This is a genomic window from Tessaracoccus palaemonis, from assembly GCF_019316905.1.
GTDB classification, from domain to species: domain Bacteria; phylum Actinomycetota; class Actinomycetes; order Propionibacteriales; family Propionibacteriaceae; genus Arachnia; species Arachnia palaemonis.
The window spans coordinates 1364853-1386643 of the sequence record NZ_CP079216.1 but is presented as its reverse complement, the minus strand read 5'-3'; the positions used below and the strand labels follow the sequence as shown (position 1 = coordinate 1386643).

The window sequence follows — 21791 nt, the reverse complement described above, 5'->3', positions numbered from 1 at the left end:
GCGCGGTGTGACGTCAGAGGACGCGGACGCGGATGGTCTCCGGCAGCTGCTCCAGTCGGTGCAGCAGGCCGTCGATGTTGTCCCCGTGGACGTCGGTGACCGCGTAGCCGACCTGGCCCTTGGTCGACAGCGTCTGCGAGCCGATGTTCATGTTGTACTCGGCCAGCACCGAGTTGAGGCGGGCCAGCACTCCGGGCACGTTGTGGTGCAGGTGCACGACGCGGGCGGCGGGCTTGAGGCCGGCTGTGACGTCGGGCAGGTTGACGGCCATCGAGGTCGAACCGAGGTCCTCGTAGTCGGCCAGCTTGCCGGCAACGTAACGGCCGATGTCGACCTGGGCCTCCTGCGTCGAACCGCCGATGTGGGGCGTCAGGATAACGTTGGGCAGGTTCTGCAGGCGCGAGATGAAGGGTTCGTCCTTCGTCTTGGGTTCCGACGGGTACACGTCCAGGGCGGCGCCCGCCACCTTGCCGCTGACGAGGTTGTCGTGGAGCGCGTCGAGGTCGACCACGGGTCCGCGGCACAGGTTGAGGAACAGCGCACGGGGGCGCATCTGCGCGAACTGCTCCGCGCCGAACATGCCCTTGTTCTCGGCCCGGCCGTCGACGTGCAGCGAGATGGTCTCGGCGACGCCGAGCAGCTCCTCGAGCGAGTCGACGCGTTGCGCGTTGCCGAGCGCGAGGCGGTCGGCAACGTCGTAGAAGTAGACGCGCATGCCGAGCGACTCTGCCACCACCGACAGCTGGGAGCCGATGTTGCCGTATCCGACGATGCCCAGCGTGCGGCCGCGGACCTCGTGCGAGCCGGCCGCCGACTTGTTCCAGACGCCGGCGTGCATGTCACGGTTCCGGTCGGTCAGGTGGCGGGCCATGGCGATGATCTCGCAGATCGCGAGCTCGACGACCGAGCGGGTGTTGGAGTAGGGGGCGTTGAAGACCGCGACGCCCTTCTCGGTGGCGGCGTCGAGGTCGATCTGGTTCGTCCCGATGCAGAAGGCACCCACCCCTTTGAGGCCGGGCGCATTGTCGAGCACCCGACGCGTCACGAAGCTGCGCGATCGGATGCCGAGGTAGTCCACGTCCTGCAACGCGGAGATCAGCTCGTCCTCGTTCATCGCCCCGGTGTGGGTGACCACCTCGAAACCGCGGGCGGTGAGGGTCTTGACGGCGTCGGAGTGGATGTTCTCGAGTAGCAGTGCCTTCACAGCGTGGCAGTCTACTCGGCGGAGGTGGGAACCCTCACCGCTGCCCACCGCGCGCGCAGCCGACGACGTCGGGTTGTCACAGGGACAGGGACGCGTCGATCAGATCGCGCGTGTAGGGATGACGAGGGTCGTCGAGCACGGCCTGCACGCCCCCCTGCTCCACGACGACGCCGTCCTGTACGACGATCAGCCGCTGGCACTGGTGCCGCACGACGGCCAGGTCGTGGCTGACCAGGATCAGCGCGAGCGATCGTTCACGCACCTGGGTGGTGAGCAGGTTCAGCACCTGCGCCCGGACCGAGACATCCAGGGCGGAGACGGGCTCGTCGGCAACCAGCATCAGCGGGTCGGAGATCAGCGCCCGCGCGATGGCGGCGCGCTGCCGTTGCCCGCCGGACAGCTGATGCGGGAATCGCTCCAGCATGGCGACGTCGAGCCCCACCCCGCGCACGGCCGCCTCGAGGTTCTCCCTCGTCGGCTCGGGGACGTCCCCGCGGCCGCGCAGCACGGGCGAGCGCAGCGGCTCGCCGATGATGTCGGCAAGCCTCATGCGCGGGTTCAGCGACGAGTTAGGGTCCTGGAACACCATGGAGGCCGAGGCCCTCAACCACCCACGGTCGCGCTCCCTCAGGCCGACGATGGAGCGGCCCTGGAACAGCACGTCTCCCCCAGCCGGGTGCTGGAGGCCGAGGATCAGCCGGGCCAGAGTGGTCTTCCCCGACCCCGACCCGCCCACGATCCCCAACCGCTCCCCGGGTTCCACCACGAGGTCGGTGGGTCGCAGCGCGACGAACGGCCGCCCGCCGCGGTGGAAGGTCACGCTCGCCCCGCGGAGCTCGACAAGGCTCATGCCTGCTCCTCGGGCCGGTAGTAGTCGGCGACGCTCGGTAGCCGGTCGCCCGGGGCGACCCGGTCGATGCGGGCCGACGCGATCAGGCCCCGCGTGTACGGGTGCTGCGGGTCCTCGATGAGCGCCTCGATGTCGCCGGTCTCCACGATCCGGCCACCGAGCATGACGGCGACGCGGGGACACACCTCGCGCACGACCGCGAGGTCGTGGGACACGAAGATCGACGCCCGGTCCGCCAGCTCGTCGCGCAGCAGCGCCAGGATCTGCCTCTGCACCAGCACGTCCAGCGCGGTGGTGGGCTCGTCGCAGATCACGAGGCCCGGCCGGTTGGCCAGCGCCATCGCGATGAGCGCCCGCTGTCGTTGGCCGCCGGACAGCTCGTGCGGGTAGGAGTCGGCGATGCGCTCGGGCTGCCGGATGCCGACGCGGCCCAGCCACTCGATCACCTCGCCGCGGATCGAGCCGTGGTGCTCCCCGTGGTGCAGCGCGACGACCTCGCCGATCTGCCGGCCGACCCGCATGGTGGGGTCCAGTGCGGTCATCGGCTCCTGGAAGACCATGGACAGCTCGTTGCCGCGCAGGTGTCTGAGCTCGCGTTCGGGCATGCCGATGAGCTCGGTTCCTTCGAGCCGGATGGACCCGGAGACGTGCGCGTGCTCGGGCAGCAGCCCCATGATCGCGAGCGCGGTCACCGACTTGCCGGAGCCGGACTGGCCGATGATGCCGAGGCGCTCGGTGCGCTGCAGGGAGAAGGACACGCCGTCGACGGCGACGATGTTGCGGCGGCCGAACGAGATGGTGAGGTCGTCGACCTCGAGGTAGCTCACGCGACCTCCCGGAGCTTGGGGTCGAGCAGGTCGCGCAGCCCGTCGCCGAGCAGGTTGAAGCCGAGCGTGGCCACCGCGATCGCCAGGCCGGGCCAGAGCGCCAACTCGGGGGCGTTGAAGAGATAGTCCTGGGCCTCACGCAGCATGCGGCCCCAGGTGGGCTGGTCGGCGCCGGAGCCCAGGCCCAGGTAGCTCAGCCCGGCCTCCGCGAGGATCGCGATGCCGAAGCTCACCGACGCCTGCACCCCGAGCACCGGGGCGATGTTGGGCAGCACGTGGCGCCACGCAATGCTGAGCGTCGGCGTGCCGGACAGCCTGGCGGCCTCGATGTAGGCCTGGCTCATCACCTGGAGGGTCGCGGCGCGGGCGATCCGCACGAAGGCCGGGATGGTGGCGACGCTGATGGCGAGCATCGCCGTCCACGTCGATCCACCCACCGCGGCCGCGAACAGGATCGCGAGCAGCAGCGCAGGGAAGCCGTAGAGGATGTCCGCCAGCCGCGAGGGGATCTCGCTGACCCAGCCCCTTGTCATGCCGGCGAAAACCCCGAGAGGCACACCGATGATCGCTGCCCCGGTGACCGACAGCATGCCGACGAGCAGGCAGATCCGGGCGCCGCTCATGATCCTCGAGAGCACATCGGACCCGAAGCCGTCGGTGCCGAGCACGTGCGGCCAGCCCGGGGGAAGCAGGCGCTCGGTGCTCACGGCCGTCGGGTCGTACGGGGTCCAGATCAGGCCGGCAACGGCGAGCAGGATGACCAGCGAGATGCAGGTGATCCCGATGTAGAGCGAGGCGCGTCTCATGCCGACGCCTCCGCGGTGCGCCGGAGCCGGGGATCGACGACCTGGTAGGCGACGTCGACCAGGAAGTTGATCAACAGCACGGCCCAGACGAGCAGCAGCACGACCGCCTGCACGACCGCGAGGTCCCGTTGGCCGACCGCCTGCAGAAGCAGGGACCCGAGCCCTGGCAGCACGAAGACCTGCTCGATGATGATCGCGCCCACCAGCAATGTGGCCAGCTGGAGGCCGATCACGGTCAGCAGCGAGATGGCGATGTTGCGCAGCCCATGGCGCCACAGCGCGCCGGAGCGGGACCAGCCGACGGCGCGTGCGGTGCGGAAGTAGTCCTCGCCGGTGACCTCGATGACCGAGCTTCGGACGTACCGGGAGATGACGGAGGCCTGGACGATCGCCAGCGACAGCACGGGCAGCACGAGGTGCACGGCCCACTGGCCGAGGGAGTCCCAGTAGGACACGTAGCCGCCGGACGGGAGCCACTGCAGCTTGACCGCAAAGATGATCACCAGCCAGATGCCGGCCCAGAACGCCGGGACCGCGAGGCCGACCTGGCTGAGCGCCGAGACGGCCGCCCCGTCGGCGTGCCGCCGTCGGACGGCCGCGTAGGCGCCCACGGGCACGGCCATGACGATCGCGAGGAGCATGCCGAAGGCAATCAGCCAGAACGACACCTCGAAGCGCGAGGCGATCAGCGGGGCCACGGCGCGGCCGGAGATGTACGACGTGCCGAAGTCGAAGTGCAGGGCGCCGAGCAGCCATTCGCCGTAGCGGGCCAGGAAGGGGCGGTTGAGCCCGAGCTGCTCGCGCAGCGCGTCGGCCTCCCCCGCCGACGCGTTGGTGCCCAGCACGATCTGGGCGATGTCGCCGGGCAGCGCATTGGTGGCCGCGAAGATGAGCAGCGAGGCGAGCAGCAGCGACGCCACGAGCCACGCGAGGCGGACCGCCACGCGACGAAGCGTGGTCACGATCGGCTCAGTTCCTCGCAGCCAATGTGGTCAGGTCGAACGACATGGACACCTGGTTCGCCTGGATCCCGGAGATGTCGGTGGTGGCGATCACGATGTTGGGCAGCAGGAACAGCCAGTCGGCGGCGGCGTCGTCGGCGAGCACCCGGGCCGCCTCCTTCAGCTTGGTCGTCTGGTCCTCGACGGTGCCCTCGTCGGCCTGCCTCAGGAGTTCGTTGAACTGCTCGTTGTCGTAGTTCCAGTAGTTGCCCTCGGTGGCAAACGCGCGCATGTCGCGTGGCTCGACGTGGGCCACGATCGTCATGTCGTAGTCGTGCTTGGTGTAGACGAGGTCGAGCCAGCGGGCCCACTCGAGCTCCTCCAGCTTGACCGTGATGCCGACCTCGGCCAGCTGCGCGACGATGAACCGACCCGACGTCGGGCCGTAGGGCAGCGTCGGGACGCTGAGCGTGATGCTGAGGCCGTCCTCGTAGCCCGCCTCCTTCAGCAGCGCCCTGGCAGCCTCCGGGTCGTAGGCGTAGGTATCGGACAGGTCCTCGAACCACGGGTCGGTCGGGGGCACCATCGAGCCGATCAGCTGGCCCTTGCCGCCCCACACGGAGTCCATCAGTGCCTGGCGGTCGATGGCGTGGTTGATGGCCTGGCGCACCTTGAGATCGCTCAGCGCCTTGTTCTCCTGGTTGAAGCCGAGCACGACCTCGCCCTGGCTGCTGCCCTCGTAGACCGTGAACCTCGACGTGTCGGCGAACTGGTCGACGGCGGTGGGCACCGGCAGGTTGGAGATGATGTCCAGCTGCGAGCTGAGCATGGCGGTGGTCATGGCGTTGGAGTCGCTGTAGAAGCGGAAGAACACGTCGTCGAAGCGCGCGGCGGTGCCCCAGTAGGCGTCGTTGGCGGTCAGCTCGACGTGCGAGCCCTGCTCCCAGGACGCGAACTGGTAGGGGCCGGAGCCCGCCGGCGTCGTCGCGAGGTCGGTCGCCGTCGGGTCGGAGATGATGCCTGCCGAGCCCGTCAGGTCGTAGAGCCAGCGGTTCGACGGCGTCCTCAGCGTAACCGTGACGGTGTGGGCGTCTGTGGCCTCGATCGTGTCGACGACGTCCCACTGGCTGCGGATCTGCTCGGTGGCCGCGTCGCTGCGCGCCCGTTCGAAGCTGGCGACCACGGCGTCGGCGTCGACGGGTGCGCCAGAGGCGAACTTCGCGTCGGGCTGAAGCGTGAAGGTGTACACGGTGCCGTCGGCTGAGTCCGTCCATTCGGAGGCCAGCAGCGGCCTGATGTTGCCGTCGGCGTCGAGCTTCACCAGCGTCTCATAGACGTTGTAGAGCAGCACGAAGGGGATCGCCGCGCCGGACGTGGTGATCATGTCCATCCCGACCGGCTCGGCGGTGGCGCCGATGTTCAGGACGCGCCCGGCCTCCTCCTGCGAGTCCGGCCTCGAGCAGGCTGCTGCGGTGATGGTCAGCATGAGCGCGACCACCAGGCCGACCAGTCGTCGGGTATGGCGCATGGTCTTCGGTTCCTTCCGCGGTGACTACGGCGAGCACAGTCTAGCCCTCGGCATCGTTGAGCTTCGACCATCGGGGGCACGGCCGTCCGCGGGCGTGCGGACGAACTCGATGAAGGGGCACGATGGGACCGTGAGCACACCCGAGCGCAATCCCCTCTGGCAGTCGACGGGCCGCAGCATCGTCCGAGCCTCCCTGCGGGCCTTCGACGCGTCGGAGCGCACGGCAAAGGCCGGCTGGGCCTCGCAGGTGCGCCGGGTCGGGCGATGGCGCGCGTGGCTGTTCATGATCGTCCAGATCTCCGTGGCCGCAGGCATCTCCTGGGGGTTCTCCAGATATGTGCTGGGCCACGAGGCCCCGTTCCTGGCCACTGTCGCGGCGATCATCTGCCTCGGCTTCTCCTTCGGCCAGCGTCTCGGGCGCGTGGTCGAGGTCGCGATCGGCGTCACGGTCGGTGTGTTCTGCGGGGATCTCTTCGTGCATTTCTTCGGCACCGGCGTGTGGCAGATCATGCTCGTGATCTTCGTCGCGATGTCCATCGCGACGTGGCTCGGGGCCCGGACGATCATGGTCACGCAGGCGGCGGTGCAGGCCGCGACGGTGCTCACCGTGTACCCCGGCATCAACGCCGGTCTGGCCCGTTGGCAGGACGCGCTTGTCGGCTGCACCGTCGCGCTGCTGTTCGCGACCGTCGCGCCGACGACCCCCATCGACCGGCCGCGCATGCTCGCGGCGAAGGTGCTGCACGGGGCCGCGGGCACGCTCCGTTCGATCGTCGCGGCCCTGCGGGACACCGATGCCACCGCCGCCGACGGGGCCCTCGAGCAGGCCCGCGCCTCGGAGGCCGAGCTGTCGGCCCTGCTGACCGCGTCGAACGAGGGGGTCTCGGTGGTGCGCACCTCGCCCTTCCTGCGCCGCCATCGCACGGCAGTCCTGCAGGTGGCCGACCTGGTGGTGCCGCTGGACCGCTTCATCCGGAATCTGCGCGTCATGGCCCGCCGGGCCGCCGTGGCGGTGTACCGCGACGAGGCGATCCCCGCCGCCTACCTCGAGCTCATCGAGGAGCTGGCCCAGGTGACCGACGAGTGCGCGGCGGAGCTGTTCGCGCGCCGGACGCCGGAGTCGCAGCGCCCGGCACTGGGCGACCTCGGAGAGAAGACGTCGCACCTCGATCTCGGCGCCGGCCTGTCGACGACGGTCCTGCTCGCCCAGCTGCGCTCCATGATCGTCGACCTGCTGGAGCTGACGGGAGTCCCCTACACCGACGCGCGCACGAGCGTGCCCGACATGGAGTGATCCTCCCCGCCGGGCCACCCTCACGGGCCGTCAGGGGTGTCGCGGGTTGACCAGCTTGCGGAGGATGCGCATGCCGGCCGACGTGAGCTCCTCCTCGATCGCGGCGGTGTTGGGCGTGTTGAGGCCAACCACGACAATGCTGTGGTCGAGTTGGCCGCGGTGCACTGCGAGGTGCGAGATGTTGGCCTGGTGCTTGGCCGTGATGCCGGTCAGGAGCGACAGGACCCCGGGCTCGTCCTTCGCCTCGATCGTGAGCCGGGTCCCGGGGTCCCGGAAACCGAGGATGTCGATGTAGGCGTCGAGCAGGTCGGACTCCGTGATGACGCCGACCAGCGCGCCGTCCGCCACGACGGGCAGGATCTCGATCTTCTCGTCGCGCATCAGCACCGCTGCCTCCTCCAGGAGGGTGTCGGGGCCGATGGTGATCGCCGGTCTGCTCATGACCTTGCCGACGGTGAGCTTCGCGATGAGGTAGGTGGCCTCCTGCGCGCTGAGCGTGGTCGCCTTCGACGGTGAGGCCGCCGCGATGTCGTTCTTCGAGATGACGCCGGTGACACGTCCCTCATCCACCACCGGCAGGTGGCGCACGCCGTTGGACGTCATCACCTCCAGCGCCTCCGGGATCTTCGTCGCCGACGTCACCGTGAAGGGAGTGGCGGTCATCCGCGTCTTGACGAGCATGTTCTTCTCAGCCTCCGAGATACGCGCGCTTGACCTCGTCGGTCTGCGCGAGGGCCTTCGCCTCTCCGGACAACACTATCGAGCCGGTCTCCATGACGTAGGCATGGTGGGCGATCTGCAGCGCGATGTTGGCGTTCTGCTCGACGAGCAGGACGGTGGTACCCGCCTGGTTGATGGAGATGATGATGTCGAAGATCTCCTGCACCAGCAGCGGCGCGAGTCCCATCGACGGCTCGTCGAGGAGCAGCATCTTCGGCTTGGCCATCAGCGCCCTGCCCATGGCGAGCATCTGCTGCTCGCCACCCGAGAGGGTGCCGGCCAGCTGACGGCGTCGCTCCGCGAGGATCGGGAAGCGGGTGAAGATCTCGTCGAGGTCGGACTGCACGACGTCCCTGCGGAGGAACGCGCCGAGCTCGAGGTTCTCCATCACCGTCATGTCGGGGAAGATCCGGCGTCCCTCGGGCACGTGCGACATCCCGCGGCGGACCCTGTCCTGGGCGGACAGGCCCGTGATGTCCAGCCCGTCGAGCGTGATGGTGCCTGCGGTGGGCTTCTTGATACCCGACAACGTCCGCAGCGTCGTCGTCTTGCCCGCGCCGTTGGCACCGATCAGCGTCACGATCTCACCCGCGGGGACGTCGAAGGAGATGCCCTTGATGGCGTTGATGACGCCGAAGTGGACCTGCAGGTCACGCACCTCAAGCATTGCCGACTTCCTCTCCACCGAGGTAGGCCTCGATGACCTTCGGGTTGTTGCGGACCTCGTCGGGGGTGCCGGACGCGATGACGATGCCGTGGTCGAGGACGTAGATGCGCTCGCAGATCTTCATCACCAGGCTCATGTCGTGCTCGATGAGCAGGACGGTCAGCCCGAAGTCGGCGCGCAGCTTCGCGATCAGCGCCGTCAGTTCTGCGGTCTCGAACGGGTTCATGCCGGCGGCGGGCTCGTCCAGCAGCAGCAGCGACGGGTGGGTGGCCAGCGCGCGGGCGATCTCCAGGTGGCGCTGCTCGCCGTAGGAGAGGTTGCGGGCCAACTCGTCGGCCTTGCCGGCCAGCCCCATCACCTCGAGCAGTTCGAGGGACTCGGACCGGATGCGCCGTTCGGTGGCGCCGAAGGGCGGGATGTGGAACAGCGCGGAGACCAGCGGGTACGGCCGGTTCTGCTGCAACGCGGTGGCCACGTTGTCGAGGACGGTCAGGTCCTTGAACAGGCGGATGTTCTGGAAGGTGCGGCCGATGCCGGCCGCGCAGATCCGGTAGGGCTTGCGCCCGCCGATGTCCTCGGTCTTCCCGTCGATCGTCAGGGTGATGGTGCCCGACGACGGCGGGTAGACGCCGGTGAGGAGGTTGAACAGCGTCGTCTTGCCCGCGCCGTTCGGCCCGATCAGTCCGATCAGTTCGCCGCTGTCGATGTGCAGGTCGGCCTCGTAGACGGCCGTCAGGCCGCCGAAGTTGCGGGTGAGCTTGGTCGCCTCGAGCAGGCTCATGCCTTCGCCTCCTTACGCCGGAACACCTTGCCGAGCACGGTGTCGGTGATCTCCTTCGAGCCCATCAGGCCGCCGGGCCTGAAGATCATGATCAGCACGAGGATCAGGGAGTAGATGATCATGCGGATGTCGGAGAAGTCCGCCAGCACCGTCGAGACCAGCGCCAGGACGATCGCCGCCACGACGGTGCCGGACAGCGAACCGAGGCCGCCGAGGACCACGATGACGAGGATGTCGATCGACTTCAGGAACCCGAACTGGTCGGGCTTGATGACGTAGAAGTAGGTGGCGTACAGCCCGCCGCCGATCCCGGCGAAGAACGCCCCGATGGTGAAGGCCTGCACCTTGACCGCGGTGGTGTTGATGCCGATGGCCTCCGCCGCGATCTCGTCCTCCCGCACGGCGATCGCGCGTCGACCGTGCGAGCTGCGGATGTAGTTCCACAGCACGATCAGCGTCACTGCGGTCAGCCCGAACACCCAGTTCCAGTCGGCGTACTGCGGAATGCCGGACAGGCCCGCCGCGCCGTTGGTGATACCGAGGTTCAGCAGGATGACGCGGATGATCTCCGCCATGCCGAGGGTCGCGATGGCCAGGTAGTCGCCGCGGAGCCTGAGTGTCGGAAGCCCGACCAGCGCCCCCACGAGGGCCGAGACGACGGCGCCGCCGAGGATGCCGAGCGCGAAGCCGAACACGGAGTCGAAGTGCATCGTGATCAGCGCGCAGGTGTAGGCGCCGAGCGCCATGAACCCCGCGTGGCCCAGCGAGAACTGACCGGTGAAGCCGGTCACCAGGTTCAGGCTGGAGGCGAGGATGATGTTGATGCAGATCGTGACGATGATCGCGAAGATGTAGTCGTTGATCACGCCGGCCGAGATGAGCGCCAGCACCACCACGTAGGCGACGATGAACGGCAGCGCCCGCCAGAACATGGGCTTGAGGGTTTTCATCAGACCTTCTCCTTGACGTTCTTGCCCAGCAGACCGGTCGGCTTGACGATCAGGATGAGGATGAGGATGGCGAAGACCACCCCGTCCTTGAACAGCGAGTAGCCGATGCTGCTGACCAGCGTCTCGGCGCCGCCGATGACATAGCCGCCGATCAGTGCGCCCGGGATGATGCCGATGCCGCCGAAGACCGCGGCGACGAACGCCTTGAGTCCGGGGATGATGCCCATCAGGGGGTTGATCGAGTTGTAGTACACGCCGACGAGCACGCCTGCCGCGCCGGCCAGGGCGGAGCCGATCGCGAACGTGAAGGAGATCGTCCTGTCGACGCTGATGCCCATCAGCCTCGCTGCGTCGGGGTCCTGCGACACCGCCCGCATCGCCTTGCCCATCTTCGTCTTCTTGACGATGAACTGCAGGGCGATCATCAGCACGACGGCCACCCCGATGATGATGACCTGCTGGTTGCGGATGATGACGCCGCCCACCTCGAAGGAGCCCGTCAGGTAGGCAGGCATCTCCGGGTAGGCGCGCGGGTCGGCGCCCACGAAGTACATCATCGTGTACTCGATCAGCAACGAGACGCCGATGGCGGTGATGAGCGCCGCGATGCGGGTGGAGTTGCGCAGCGGCCGGTAGGCGACGCGCTCGATGAGTACGCCGAGGATCGTGCAGATGATCATGGCCGCGATCAGCGACTCGAAGAAGCCGAGGTGCAGATGTGTCATGCAGGCGTAGCCGACGTAGGCGCCGACCATGTACACGTCGCCGTGGGCGAAGTTGATCAGCTTGATGATGCCGTAGACCATCGTGTAGCCGAGCGCGATGAGCGCGTAGATGCTGCCGAGCGACAGGCTGTTGATGAGCTGCTGCAGGAACTCTGTCACGGGCCACCTCCTTCTGGTGACCCGACGCGGCCGGGGCGCTGCCCCGGCCGCGTCGGGCGTGGAATCGGACGAAGAGGAACGGTCAGCCGACCTTCTCGCTGGAGTCCTGCACGCCGTCCTTCAGACCGATCACGAGGATGGTCTTGACGGGGTTGTGGTGCCCGTCCATGTCGAACGTGCCGGTGACGCCGACGAAGCCCTTGGTCTCTGCCATGGCCTTCTGGACCGCGTCACCCGTCAGCTCGGAGGCGCGGGAGATGGCGTCCGCGACGAACTTGCCGACGTCGTAGCCCAGCGCGTTGAACGCGCTCGGCTCGGCCCCCTTGGCCTCCTTGAACGCCTTGATGAAGTCCTGCACCGTCGGGTCCTCGTCGATCGACGAGTAGTGGTTGGTGAAGTACACGTCGTTCAGCGCCGAGGCGCCGGCCAGCTCCAGCAGCGTCGGGGAGTCGAAGCCATCGCCGCCGAGGAAGGGGGCGGTGATGCCGAGGTCACGGGCCTGCTTGATGATCAGGCCGGCCTCCGAGTAGTAGCCCGGCAGGTAGATGACGTCGAAGCTCTGTCCCTTGATGCGGGTGAGGATCGTGTTGAAGTCGGTGTCACCGGCGACGTACGCCTCGGAGGTGACGATCGTGCCGCCCTGATTCTCGAACTCGGTGGTGAAGGCGTCCGCGAGGCCCTTCGAGTAGTCGTTCGAGTTGTCCTTGATGATCACCGCGCTGCTGGCGCCGAGGTTCTCGGCCGCGAACTTCGCCATGATCGTGCCCTGGAACGAGTCGTTGAAGCAGATGCGGAAGGCGAACTCCTGGACGGTCGACCCGTCCCAGGTGACGTCGTCGGCGGTGGCCGAACCCGAGACCACGGGAACCCTGTTCTTGTTCGCGACCGGGATGATGGCCTTGAAGTTGCCGGAGGTGGCGGGGCCCATGCCGACGAGGACGTTGTCCTGCGTGAACAGCTTGTTCGCCAGGGTGGTGGCCTCGGCCGCGTCGGACTTGTTGTCGTACGAGATGATCTCGAGCTTCTTGCCGTTCACACCGCCGGCGGCGTTGATCTCGTCGATGGCCATCGTGATGCCGTCGACGGAGGCCTGTCCGTAGGTGGCGACTGCGCCGGAGAGCTCGTAGTTGGCGCCCACCTTGATGGTGTCCCCGGTCACGGCGGAGCCGCCGGAGCCGCCGGGCTTGGCGGAACAGGCGGTCGTGGCGCCGACGGCTGCCACCGCGGCGGTGGCACCCAGCAGGGTTCGACGACGAAGGTTCATGGTTCTACTCCCGTTTCATGGCTCCAGGCGGCCCTGGGCCGCCGGGAGCTGCAACATGATGGGGTCATTCAAGCACCTTCGGTGAGTGGCTTCGGCCCCTTCACACATTGCGGCCCGTCTCCCACGCTGTTTGCAACCGTCAACGATTCGCGGTAGTAGACGGACCCGCGGGCGTGGCGACAGGGACGGCGTAGAGTCTCGCGCCGTGGCTGTGAAGTTCGGAGCATCATCGGATCCCTTCGCGTCCAGGCGTCAGCTGGTCGTGTTCACCGCGGCAGCCATCTGCGCCGCCATCGGCATCGGGCTGGTGGGCGGCGCCTTCCTGTGGGCGCTCGAGTGGGCTCAGCGGCGACTGGGCACCGGGCTGGCGTTGGCCCGCGACATGGGTCCGTTGGGGCTGGGCGCGCTGTGCGCGGCGGTGGCGCTGCTGGCGATGGCCGGGCGGGCTCTGGCGATGGCCACGCCACGCGCGTCCGGTTCAGGGATCCAGGACGTCAAGGCGGTCTGGCTCGAGGAGGAGGAACTCCCAGGCCGCGCCGTGCTGCCGGCCCGCTTCGTGGGCGGCATCGCCGCCATCGGGTCCGGGCTGGTGCTGGGCCGGGAGGGGCCGAGCGTGCACATCGGCGCCACGATCGGCGCGGAGGTGGGTCGCTGGTTCCGGCTGGGCGACTACGAACGCAAACTCCTCTATACGACGGTCGGAGGCGCGGGCCTCGCCGTGGCGTTCAACGCACCGATCGGCGGCGCCTTGTTCACCATCGAGGAGATCACCCGCTCGTTCCGGGCCCGGGTCGTGCTGATCACGCTGGTCAGCACCTGCATCGCGGTGGCGACGTCGCACTACCTGATCGCCGATGAGGCTGTCTTCCAGGTCGCCAGGCAGGTCACGCCGGATCCTGTGCAGCTGTGGGTGTTCATCCTGTTCGGCGGGCTGACCGCGCTGCTGGGCATGGGCTACAACTGGCTGAACATGGCGCTGCTGCGGTTCGCGGACCGGACGCGGATCCCCTCGCTGGCATGGGCGGCGATTGTCGGCGCGATCGTCGGCGCGCTGCTGTACACCGATCCCCTGTACGGCGGCGGAGGTGAGGCCGCGGCGCAGTGGGTCATCGACGTGCCGGCCCCCGCCCTGGGCGGGCTGCTCCTGCTGCTGGCCGTCCGCTTCGTGGCGGGACCTCTGTCGTACTCGACCAGGGCACCCGGCGGGCTCTTTGCTCCGACGCTCGCGGTCGGCGCCGTCTGGGGCGTCGTGTTCCATGCCGTGGCCGCGCCGCTGGTCGGAGGCATCTCCCCTGCCACGTTCGCGGTGGTCGGCATGGCGGCGCTGTTCACGGCGACCGTCGGGTCGCCGCTCACGGGCATCGTCCTGATCCTGGAGATGACGGCGGCCACCTCGTTGACCACGCCCATGTTCCTGGCAGCGGCCGCCGCGATGTTCGCGGCGACCCTGCTGCCCGGACGCCCTATCTACGAGTCCCTGCGCCGGCGGATGCTGCAGAAGACTCCCCCGAAGGCCGCGGCATGGCCCGGGCGAAGGCGAACGCGACGCACCACATGATGACGACGGCGACAGCGGAGTAGAGGACGGCGATGGTCGCCTGGATGCCGTTGGTCTGGCCCGCGGTGACGCCGGCGTTCAGGATGACCATCCCGAGCCCGAGCTCGACCAGCAGCGACACGACCAGTGCGAGGGCCAGGCCGCCCGCATCGGCGCGCCTCGCCCGATCGGCCAACGCGATGATCAGGCCGGCGGCGACGACGGCCATCGCCATCCGCAGCCCCTGCAGCACCGGGGACCCGTCGATCTCGACGATGGTCCACAGCGGCCAGCTCAGGCAGCGCGTGAACGACCCTGTCCCCGTGGAGGTGGTGCCGGCCACGACGCTCCCCAGCAGGTGCATGACCACCAGCAGCGCGAATGTGCCGCCCGCGAGGCGGCGGGTGGGCACGGCGTCGGCGAGCATCTCGCCCCGGCGTAACGCCAGGTAGGTGGTGGTGGTCAGCAGGAGCGCGACGAGCGCGAGGCCGAGGTCGAGCAGCCCGAGCAGCAGCGGCAGGGTGAACAGGATGATCATCATCCCGAAGACGGCGGAGCCGACGGCGCAACCGAGCGCGACCCACGGCAGGACGCGGACCCGGCCGTCGGGGTGTCTGCGGCCGAACCAGCCGGTCAGCCCGGTCAGGACGAGACCGGCGAAGGCGATCGCGCGGTGCACGAACTCGATGACCGGGTTCTCGAGCCAGCCGACCTGCAGCTGCGGGGCGATCTGATCGGGATAGCACGCCGGCCACGCGGGGCAGGTGGAACTCGAGTCGGTGGCGCACACCATCGAGCCGAGCAGGATCGTGACGAAGACCAGGCCCATGGCCCAGGCACTGAGCTTGGTCAGTCGGGAGTCGTTCACTGAATACCTCCTTGGTCGAGAGCATCCAATCAGCCGCGCATCGCCCGTTTCCCCGAGGGTGGGATAACGCACAGACCACCCTGCCTGGCCTCACAAGCGACTCACAGCTTCGGCGGATGTAGTAGTCACATCGACCTGACCCGAACCGGAAGCAGAAGACCGTGACCACCACCTCCCTCACCCTCATCGCGATCGACCTCGTGGCCGCCGCGATCCTCGTCTTCGGACTGTTCTTCCCCCGGCACCACCGACGTGACCTCGTCGTCGCGTTCCTCGGCGTCAACGTCGGCGTGCTCGCCGTCACGACCGTCCTCGGCTCCGCCGAGGTGGCGATGGGAGTCGGGCTCGGCCTGTTCGGTGTCCTGTCGATCATCCGGCTGCGGTCCTCCGAGATCAGCCAGCGGGAGGTGGCCTACTACTTCTCGGCCCTGGCGATCGGCCTGATCTCGGGTCTGCCCCACACCGACATCACGGTGCCGATCGTGCTGGTCGCCCTCATCCTGCTCGTGATGTTCGTCGCCGACCACCCCGGTCTGCTCGCGTCCGCCGGTTCCCAGACCATCCGCCTCGATCGCGCCATCACGGACCAGGCGGAGCTGAGGTCCGAGCTGGAGCAGCGCCTCGGCCTTGCCGTCACCGGCGTCACCGTGATCGAGGTCAACTTCGTCAACGAGACCACGCTGGTGGAGGCCCGGTACACCACGCGCCGCCGCGCCGCCAGCGGCTCGGCCCAGCTCCGGAAGGTCGCCTGATGTTCTCCCTCCCCCTCGCAGCCTTCCCTGACGTGACGCTCGACGAGCTCAACGAGAACGCCGAGATGCTGACCCGCATCGACCGCAAGTACGTGCTCGACCGCGACGGCGCGGACGCCTTCGTCCGGGCGTTGGATCCCCGGATGCGCGTCCTCGAGATCGACGGGCGTCGACAGAGCGCCTACGAGACCGTGTACTTCGACACACCTGACCTGCTCAGCTACCGGATGAGCGCCCAGTCGAGGCGAGTGAGGATCAAGGTCCGCACCCGAACCTACGTCGAGTCGCGCACCAGCTTCCTGGAGGTCAAGACCCGCGGCGGCAACGACGTGACGGTCAAGGACCGGATCGGCTACCAGTGGATCCGTCGCGGAGCGCTGTCGGAGGAGGGCCGCGCGTTCGCGTCGGACGCCTTCGACATGCTCGGCCAGCGCGCTGAGAGCGCCGACGACCTGCACGTCGCCATCACCACCCGCTACCGCCGCGCGACGCTGCTCGCCCCGGACGACGGCCGCATCACGATCGACACCGATCTCAGCTGGATGCTGCCCGACGGGCGCAGCCTGGATCTGCCGGATCTCGTGATCGTCGAGACCAAGTCGCGGTCCGCCGCCACCGACGTCGACCGCCTCCTGTGGCGCGCGAGGTGCCGACCGCAGCCGATCAGCAAGTTCGCCACCGGGCTCGCCGCGCTGCGGCCCGAACTCCCCCACAACCGTTGGGCGCGCCTCCTGCGCGGCCCGTTCACCCCCGACACCTCCAAGGAGCAGCTGTGCGCCGCCGTCTGATCGCCTCCATCGCCGTCCTCGCCCTCGCCGGATCGATCTCCGGCTGCACCGCGGCCTCCGACGCCTCGTCGTCGTCGGCCTCGGGTGGCGGCACCTCCTCCACCACGAACGCCGCGAACGTCGACACGACACTGACGGCGGATGCGGTCGTCGCGGCCAACTCGGACCCGACGACCGTGAACGACGACGAGTGGTCCGCCGACGATGCCGCCGACATCACGCTGTCCGGCGCCTCGGCCACCACGGATGCCGAGGGCGTCACCGTCGAGGATGGGACGGTCACGATCACCGCAGCGGGGGTCTACCGGCTGACCGGATCGCTGACCGGCGGCGTCGTCGTGGCCGCCGGGGAGGACGACCGGGTCGTCCTGATCCTCGACGGCGCGACGATCACCAACGACGCCGGCCCGGCGATCTTAGTCACCTCGGCCGACGACGCCGCGATCTACCTCGCCGAGGGCAGCACCAACTCCGTCTCGGACGCCTCCAGCTACGCTGACGACGCCGACGCGAACGCCGCGGTCTGGTCCGACGCCGACCTGACCATCAGCGGCACCGGTTCACTCACGGTCTCCGGCAAGGGCAACGACGGCATCACGAGCAAGGACGACCTCGTCGTGCTCAGCGGCACGATCACCGTCGACGCCGCGGACGACGCCCTCGTCGGGAAGGACGCCCTCGTCATCAAGGGGGGCACGCTGAAGCTGACGGCCGGCGGCGACGCTCTGAAGAGCGACAAGGACGACGACGAGACCAAGGGCTGGGTCTGGGTCAGGGGCGGCACGATCGACGCGACCGCCGGCGACGACGGCATCTCAGCGGCAACCGACGTCGTCGTCGAGGACGGCACCATCACCATCACCGCGGGCGGCGGGGCCGACCAGGCCTCCGACGAGAACACCGCCAAGGGCCTCAACTCGGGCATCGTCACGATCGTCGCGGGCGGGACCATCGCCGTCGACGCGGCCGACGACGCCATCGGCTCCGACGGGTCCATCGGCATCACGGGCGGCGAGCTCAGCCTCGCGGCCGGCGACGACGGCGTGCACGCGGACCTCACCGCGCAGATCAGCGACGGCACCGTCACCGTGACCCGGTCGGTCGAGGGGCTGGAGGGCAACGACATCCTCGTCAGCGGCGGGACCGTCGACATCACCTCCAGCGACGACGGCATCAACGGGTCCGGCGACGTCGGCACCACCGACACCGCCACGGACACCACCCAGCAGGGCATGGGCGGCGGCATGGACCAGGACACGGGCGAGACCGTCGAGATCGCCGGCGGCACCGTGACGGTCAACGCCGACGGCGACGGCATCGACTCCAACGGGTCGCTGACGTTCAGCGGCGGGACCATCACGGTCTACGGCCCGACCAACAGCGGAAACGGCACCTTCGACGCGAACGGCACCTTCCTGGTGACAGGAGGCACGATCATCGGCGTCGGCAGCACCGGCATGGCACAGACCCCCGACGACTCGTCGACCCAGAACTGGGTCGCGACCACCGCCGACATCGCGGCCGGCCAGCAGGTCGACGTCGTGGACTCAGACGGCACCACCGTCGCCAGCGTCACGTCGCCCAAGCAGGCGGGCATGGTGTTCTACTCGTCGGCCGACGTCGCAGACGGCGGCACCTACACCGTCAAGGTCGCGGGCACGGAGTCCGGGACGGTCACCGAGGGCGAGTCGAACGTCGGCGGCGGCATGGGCATGGGCGGAGGCAATGGCGGCGGCCAGCCGGGCGGAGACGGCGGCGGCCAGCGCGGTGGCGGCCAGGGTGGCCAGCAGCCCGGCGCCGCCCCCTCGACCGACAGCTGACGCTCCTCTCTCCGACGCGATGAGCACGACACACTTGTCGTCGGGCGAAACTGGCCATGTGACCGTTCGTACCGTCGATGAACAGGAGGATCTGCTCGTCGACCCACCCCGCATGGAAACTGCGTCCAGATTCTGCCAAGCCGAAACAGCGTCGGGGCGTCCAGCTACCGTCGTTCCATGGCCACAGTCCAGCTCATCACGTCGAAGCAGTCCGCCTCCCAACTCGCCGACCTGCTGAACGGGGCGACGCGCCGAAAGCCGGTCGTGGTGGTGACCACCTCGTCGGGGCAGGAGCGGCCCTGGATCGACCCCCAGCGCATCGCGCAGGAGGCCGGCTCGCTCGCCGACGTCTACCTCATGCCGACGGGCGACATCAGCTGGGCCTTCGCCCACCAGATGGCCGACGAGACCCAGGTCTACGGCGGCGCCGGGCGCGTCTACCCCGTCGGGCACGAATGGACCTCCAACCCGCGGAGGTCGCCGCTGCGCTTCGCCTTCAACACCGACGACGGCACATGGGCCACTGACAAGCTCATCTCCGACGCGCTGCGGATGGCCGCCGAGGCCGGTCTCCTGCAGACCACCGCCCAGGCACGGCCCGTCACCGGCACCGTGAAGGGTGTCGTCTCCGGCCGCGGCATGCTCGACATCGGTCAGATCATGCCCGCCGCGATCGCGGAGGAGCTGACCGTCCCAGGCGTGCGCATCGAGCGGCTCCTCACGGTGGGTCAGCAGGTTTCGGGGCTGTACGACCCCGAGGCGGGCCGCGTCGACGTCCGGGGTGGGCTGCGCCCGGCCGAGGAGGCCCTGGCCGGCTACGGGGTCGGCGACGTCGTGCTCGCTCGGGTCGCGATGGTCCGCAACGGCAAGGCCGAGCTGGTCCTGTACCCGAAGACCGCCCAGCCCGAGGTGAGGGTCGCCGTCCTGCGCGCGGCGGTGACAACCAACGAGGCCGACGACCTGCGCACCCTCATGTCGCTGGACGAGGTGGTGCGGGCCCGAGTGACGGCCACCGGGCCGTCGTGGTGCCTGACGATGGCGGACGTGGACGACGACGAGCCCGTCGCCCCGGCCCCTGCGCTGCTCACGGGCGGCCCTCCCTGGCTCGTCGAGGAACTGCCGTCGCTCGACGTCGAGACGCCACCCACGGTCGCGATGCCGGCGCAGGCACCGCCCGCGGCCCAGGAGCCGATCGAACCGGAACCCGCGGTCGCCGAACCGGAGCCCGAGCCCCCCGCCGCGCCAGCCCGGCCGACGCCCGCCATCTTCGGCCGCCGCCCCACCGGGACACCCGCCGCGAGGCCCGCCACGCCCTGCCCGGTGCCCCGTCCACCGTCGACGCCCCCTGTCGTCGCGACGCCCCCGGAGGCACCCAGCGACACCCGCCAGCAGCAACTGCTGCAGATCACCGCCTTGAAGACGAAGACCGCCACGCTGGAGGCCGAGGCAGAGCAGGCGCGGGCGCTTGCCCAGGCGAACTCCGACGAGATCCGTCAACTCCGCTACGAGATCAAGAGGGTCGAGGGCGAGCGGGACCGGGCCGAGAACGCGCTGGCCAGGTCGCGGACCGAACTGCGGAAGGCCAGAGGCAAGAAGTCCCGACCGGCCGCGGAGGAGCCGCAGTTCGCAGACCAGGAGCTGGGGTTCCGCCACCTCGTGGTGGCCCGTTGGGCCACGAGGACCCCCGTCGCCGAGCAGGCCGCCAGGCCGTTGCCGGAGTACGGGATCGGTGCGGGGTTCATCCAGTCACTGGCCGACCTCGAGGGGGTCAGCCGGGAGAAGGTCGCCGACGTGGTCGTCGAGGTCGTCACCGGCGTCGCGCCGAAGGTGGCCGGGCGCGAGGTGCACCGGCTCCGTTCCGGGACGGGAGGGGCCGACCCGGTGCGGACACGCGCCGACGGTGCCGTGGGGTACCGGGCCAGCCTGCAGACCAACACCCCCTCGGCGAGGCGCATCCACTACTGGATGCTGCCGGGCGGACGGATCGAGCTCGCGCGGGTCGGCGCACACGACGACTTCACCATCTAGTCCCCGGATCTATCGCGGACCGGACACACCGCCCGGCCCGCGTGCCCTACGGTGCAGACAGGCACGGGCGAAGGGGCAACGGATGGCACAGGTCATCGTCATCGGAGCGGGCATCGTCGGGCTCGCCACGGCCCACGAGCTCACGCGACGCGGACACGAGGTCACGGTCCTGGAGAAGGAGCCCGATGTCGCCCGGCACCAGACGGGCCGCAACTCGGGTGTCATCCACTCCGGCCTCTACTACGCCCCCGGCAGCCTCAAGGCCAGGATGGGCGCCGCCGGCGCGGTGTCGATGCGCGACTTCGCCGTCGAGCACGGCATCGGCGTCGAGATCTGCGGCAAGCTCGTCGTCGCCACGAGGGAGAGCCAGGTCCCTGCGCTGGAGAAGCTGCTCGCCCGCGGGCTGGCCAACGGGGCGCCCGTCCGTCGCGTCGACCAGGCCGAGGCCCGCGAGTACGAGCCCCACGTCGCGTGCGTGGCGGCCCTGCGCGTGGACACCACGGGCATCGTCGACTACGTCGGCGTGTGCCGGACCCTGGCACGACTGATCGCCGACGGTGGCGGCCGGCTGGCGACAGGCGCCGAGATCGTCGCGATCGATGCCCGCGCCGACGGCGTCACCGTCACCACGCCCGCCGGGGAGTTCCGCGCCGACCGGCTGGTCAACTGTGCCGGCCTGCAGGCCGACCGCGTCGCCCGCCTCGCCGGCCTCGAGCCCGACGTCAGGATCGTCCCGTTCCGTGGCGAGTACTTCGTGCTGGCGCCCTCCGCCCAGCACCTCGTCAACGGCCTGATCTACCCCGTCCCCGACCCGACGCTGCCCTTCCTCGGCGTGCACCTCACGAAGATGATCGGCGGCGGGGTACACGCGGGACCGAACGCGGTCCTGGCACTGGCCCGCGACGGCTACGCCTGGCGCACGATCAGCCCCCGCGACATCGGCGACTACCTCGCCTGGCCCGGGCTGTGGCGCCTCGGCCGCCGGTTCTGGAAGACCGGTGCGGCTGAGGTCGTGCGGTCGATGTCGCAGCGCCGCTTCCTGGCCAGCCTCCGTGAACTGGTTCCCGACCTGCCCGACGGCTGCCTCACCCCTGCCCCGGCCGGGGTCCGGGCCCAGGCGCTCCGACGCGACGGGGCCATGGTCGACGACTTCGACTTCCTGCGGGCCGACCGCCAGATCCACGTCCTGAACGCACCCTCCCCCGCGGCGACCGCGTCCCTGGAGATCGGACGTTCCATCGCCGACGAGGTCGACCTCCTGCGCGGCGACTGAGCGCCCCCC

At 69.3% G+C, this 21791-nt stretch carries 20 protein-coding genes; 7 read left to right on the top strand and 13 right to left on the bottom strand.

Going from position 1 to position 21791, the window contains the following annotated elements; genetic code table 11:
- Positions 1 to 13: 13 nt before the first annotated feature.
- The 6 genes from serA to KDB89_RS06175 form a co-directional block, all read right to left on the bottom strand.
- Complete coding sequence (gene serA / locus KDB89_RS06200; RefSeq protein ID WP_219083965.1) at positions 14 to 1204, bottom strand: phosphoglycerate dehydrogenase; 1191 nt, start codon at positions 1202 to 1204, stop codon at positions 14 to 16.
- Positions 1205 to 1280: 76 nt separating this feature from the next.
- On the bottom strand, positions 1281 to 2054 hold the full coding sequence (locus tag KDB89_RS06195) for an ABC transporter ATP-binding protein (protein ID WP_219083964.1): 774 nt from the start codon (positions 2052 to 2054) through the stop codon (positions 1281 to 1283).
- Complete coding sequence (locus tag KDB89_RS06190) at positions 2051 to 2881, bottom strand: ABC transporter ATP-binding protein (protein WP_219083963.1); 831 nt, start codon at positions 2879 to 2881, stop codon at positions 2051 to 2053. The genes KDB89_RS06195 and KDB89_RS06190 overlap by 4 nt, the downstream gene beginning before the upstream one ends.
- Positions 2878 to 3687 (bottom strand): ABC transporter permease, encoded by an 810-nt coding sequence (locus KDB89_RS06185; protein ID WP_219083962.1) that lies wholly within the window; start codon positions 3685 to 3687, stop codon positions 2878 to 2880. Before KDB89_RS06185 ends, KDB89_RS06190 begins: the two co-directional genes overlap by 4 nt.
- Complete coding sequence (locus tag KDB89_RS06180) at positions 3684 to 4649, bottom strand: ABC transporter permease (RefSeq protein ID WP_219083961.1); 966 nt, start codon at positions 4647 to 4649, stop codon at positions 3684 to 3686. Before KDB89_RS06180 ends, KDB89_RS06185 begins: the two co-directional genes overlap by 4 nt.
- 7 nt (positions 4650 to 4656) lie before the next feature.
- A complete protein-coding gene (locus tag KDB89_RS06175) occupies positions 4657 to 6156 on the bottom strand; it encodes an ABC transporter substrate-binding protein (protein ID WP_219083960.1) in 1500 nt (499 codons plus the stop codon).
- Positions 6157 to 6286: 130 nt separating this feature from the next.
- Here KDB89_RS06175 and KDB89_RS06170 point away from each other — a divergent pair, with 130 nt between their 5' ends.
- Entirely contained in the window at positions 6287 to 7450 is a 1164-nt protein-coding gene (locus KDB89_RS06170) for an FUSC family protein (protein ID WP_219083959.1), read from the top strand.
- A 30-nt stretch (positions 7451 to 7480) separates the two neighbouring features.
- Here KDB89_RS06170 and KDB89_RS06165 read toward each other — a convergent pair whose 3' ends face one another.
- The 6 genes from KDB89_RS06165 to KDB89_RS06140 form a co-directional block, all read right to left on the bottom strand.
- Positions 7481 to 8131, bottom strand: coding sequence for a CBS and ACT domain-containing protein (locus KDB89_RS06165; RefSeq protein WP_219083958.1), 651 nt, complete (start codon positions 8129 to 8131; stop codon positions 7481 to 7483).
- Positions 8132 to 8138: 7 nt separating this feature from the next.
- A complete protein-coding gene (locus tag KDB89_RS06160; RefSeq protein ID WP_219083957.1) occupies positions 8139 to 8837 on the bottom strand; it encodes an ABC transporter ATP-binding protein in 699 nt (232 codons plus the stop codon).
- Positions 8830 to 9618 carry an ABC transporter ATP-binding protein gene (locus tag KDB89_RS06155; protein ID WP_219083956.1) on the bottom strand — a complete coding sequence of 263 codons (789 nt, stop codon included), beginning with the start codon at positions 9616 to 9618 and terminating at the stop codon, positions 8830 to 8832. Before KDB89_RS06155 ends, KDB89_RS06160 begins: the two co-directional genes overlap by 8 nt.
- Positions 9615 to 10568, bottom strand: a complete 954-nt coding sequence (locus tag KDB89_RS06150) for a branched-chain amino acid ABC transporter permease (RefSeq protein ID WP_219083955.1) — start codon at positions 10566 to 10568, stop codon at positions 9615 to 9617. Before KDB89_RS06150 ends, KDB89_RS06155 begins: the two co-directional genes overlap by 4 nt.
- A complete protein-coding gene (locus KDB89_RS06145) occupies positions 10568 to 11452 on the bottom strand; it encodes a branched-chain amino acid ABC transporter permease (RefSeq protein WP_219083954.1) in 885 nt (294 codons plus the stop codon). The genes KDB89_RS06150 and KDB89_RS06145 overlap by 1 nt, the downstream gene beginning before the upstream one ends.
- 82 nt (positions 11453 to 11534) lie before the next feature.
- Positions 11535 to 12716, bottom strand: coding sequence for an ABC transporter substrate-binding protein (locus tag KDB89_RS06140; RefSeq protein WP_219083953.1), 1182 nt, complete (start codon positions 12714 to 12716; stop codon positions 11535 to 11537).
- 205 nt (positions 12717 to 12921) lie between these two features.
- Here KDB89_RS06140 and KDB89_RS06135 point away from each other — a divergent pair, with 205 nt between their 5' ends.
- Positions 12922 to 14274 (top strand): chloride channel protein, encoded by a 1353-nt coding sequence (locus KDB89_RS06135; protein WP_219083952.1) that lies wholly within the window; start codon positions 12922 to 12924, stop codon positions 14272 to 14274.
- Here KDB89_RS06135 and KDB89_RS06130 read toward each other — a convergent pair.
- Positions 14180 to 15121 (bottom strand): COX15/CtaA family protein, encoded by a 942-nt coding sequence (locus tag KDB89_RS06130; RefSeq protein WP_219083951.1) that lies wholly within the window; start codon positions 15119 to 15121, stop codon positions 14180 to 14182. The genes KDB89_RS06135 and KDB89_RS06130 overlap by 95 nt on opposite strands.
- A 161-nt stretch (positions 15122 to 15282) precedes the next feature.
- Here KDB89_RS06130 and KDB89_RS06125 point away from each other — a divergent pair, with 161 nt between their 5' ends.
- The 5 genes from KDB89_RS06125 (at position 15283) to lhgD (ending at position 21782) form a co-directional block, all read left to right on the top strand.
- Positions 15283 to 15873 carry a DUF4956 domain-containing protein gene (locus tag KDB89_RS06125; RefSeq protein WP_219083950.1) on the top strand — a complete coding sequence of 197 codons (591 nt, stop codon included), beginning with the start codon at positions 15283 to 15285 and terminating at the stop codon, positions 15871 to 15873.
- Positions 15873 to 16661, top strand: a complete 789-nt coding sequence (locus tag KDB89_RS06120) for a polyphosphate polymerase domain-containing protein (RefSeq protein WP_219083949.1) — start codon at positions 15873 to 15875, stop codon at positions 16659 to 16661. Before KDB89_RS06125 ends, KDB89_RS06120 begins: the two co-directional genes overlap by 1 nt.
- Positions 16646 to 18481, top strand: coding sequence for a carbohydrate-binding domain-containing protein (locus KDB89_RS06115; RefSeq protein WP_219083948.1), 1836 nt, complete (start codon positions 16646 to 16648; stop codon positions 18479 to 18481). Before KDB89_RS06120 ends, KDB89_RS06115 begins: the two co-directional genes overlap by 16 nt.
- 177 nt (positions 18482 to 18658) lie before the next feature.
- Entirely contained in the window at positions 18659 to 20509 is a 1851-nt protein-coding gene (locus tag KDB89_RS06110) for a hypothetical protein (RefSeq protein WP_219083947.1), read from the top strand.
- A gap of 82 nt (positions 20510 to 20591) precedes the next feature.
- Positions 20592 to 21782 carry an L-2-hydroxyglutarate dehydrogenase gene (lhgD, locus tag KDB89_RS06105; protein WP_219083946.1) on the top strand — a complete coding sequence of 397 codons (1191 nt, stop codon included), beginning with the start codon at positions 20592 to 20594 and terminating at the stop codon, positions 21780 to 21782.
- Positions 21783 to 21791: the final 9 nt, after the last annotated feature.